1 protein-coding gene is annotated in these 1,074 nt (G+C 60.2%); it reads right to left on the reverse strand.

What is annotated here, in order from left to right:
- Nucleotides 1–620 precede the first annotated feature (620 nt).
- A complete protein-coding gene (locus ACFHWU_RS29175) occupies nt 621–821 on the reverse strand; it encodes a hypothetical protein (RefSeq protein WP_416592308.1) in 201 nt (66 codons plus the stop codon).
- Between the last annotated feature and the right edge of the window lie 253 nt (nt 822–1,074).

Raw genomic sequence — 1,074 nt, forward strand, 5'->3', positions numbered from 1 at the left:
CCCGCACCCAGCCCAAAACCAGCAGTATTGCCAACAAAACGACCAAAGTTTAGGTCAGTGCGGCCTGCGTGCATGACCAAAACGGGACGAAGCCTCGCTTTAGCAAAACGTCCACCATTGGGCTCTCCGCAGGAACGTGTTGGACCGCCAGCGTCGCGAGCTCATGGTCCTCAGCGTGCGTCATCCAGCGGTCCAACAGTTCTTCGACATCATTCCCTAGTCCGATCAAACCCGGGAGATGCCCGCTCGGGAGAAGCGAAGTGGCGCAGGGGTAGCCGTCAGACATCCTCCGGCCGAGCTGGAGTAGCGGGTCCAACGTTGCTGGCCCAGGCTTGTCAAAGCGGTAGGACACCATCCAGCCGGTCGGCCCCGTGGACGTAAATTCTCCGCCCTTATACGCGGCAAGCCACATCTGGGTGGCCTCCAACGGCACGGGAAGGGGGCAACCATCCAACCATCCCAACGGTGGCCGTCCCATCAACCAACCGTCCGAAGATCCGCAATTAGCCATGCTGACTCAGAGGGGTTACGGTGGGCTTCGCCTCTCGACATGGCGTAGCGGCAAGATGTCCTCTGTCGACGGGCGAAGAAGGCACCTATGTTGCTTGAGGCCCCCGGCGCTAGTCGTTGGCGTCGCCGCCTACGGGATCGAAACCGGCGATGAACCATGCGGTCGTGAGTACGTCTCCATCGAGGGTCGCGTCCATCAACCCCGGCTCATCGTCCGGCTCGTTCGTTGCAAGTTCGCGCATGGTGTCTTCGAGGAGAGCTTCGTAGTCCTGGTCCTGGACGGTCTGTGTAGACGCTCGGTCGGGGCTCATGTGTGTCATCCTTTCTACTGGTATAGACAACCTTAACATTTTGCAACAGGAGCTGGGAAGCGGCGCGTGACACAAAAATCTCGGAGATCGGTCGCGGGTAGCGGCCGAGCCTGCCGATACCCGCTATTAGATCTTGATTGGAAGGCTGGCGAGGGGCGCAGCCGCGTGCTTGTGGTCTGGGGCAGGCTCCTTAGCCTCGATCCACCGACGCGGTTCGTCTTGAGCTCGGTTGAGTAGTTTCGGTATTGGGTGG

The organism is Micromonospora sp. LOL_015 (genome assembly GCF_048060275.1).
In the GTDB taxonomy this organism is placed as follows: Bacteria; Actinomycetota; Actinomycetes; order Mycobacteriales; family Micromonosporaceae; genus Micromonospora_E.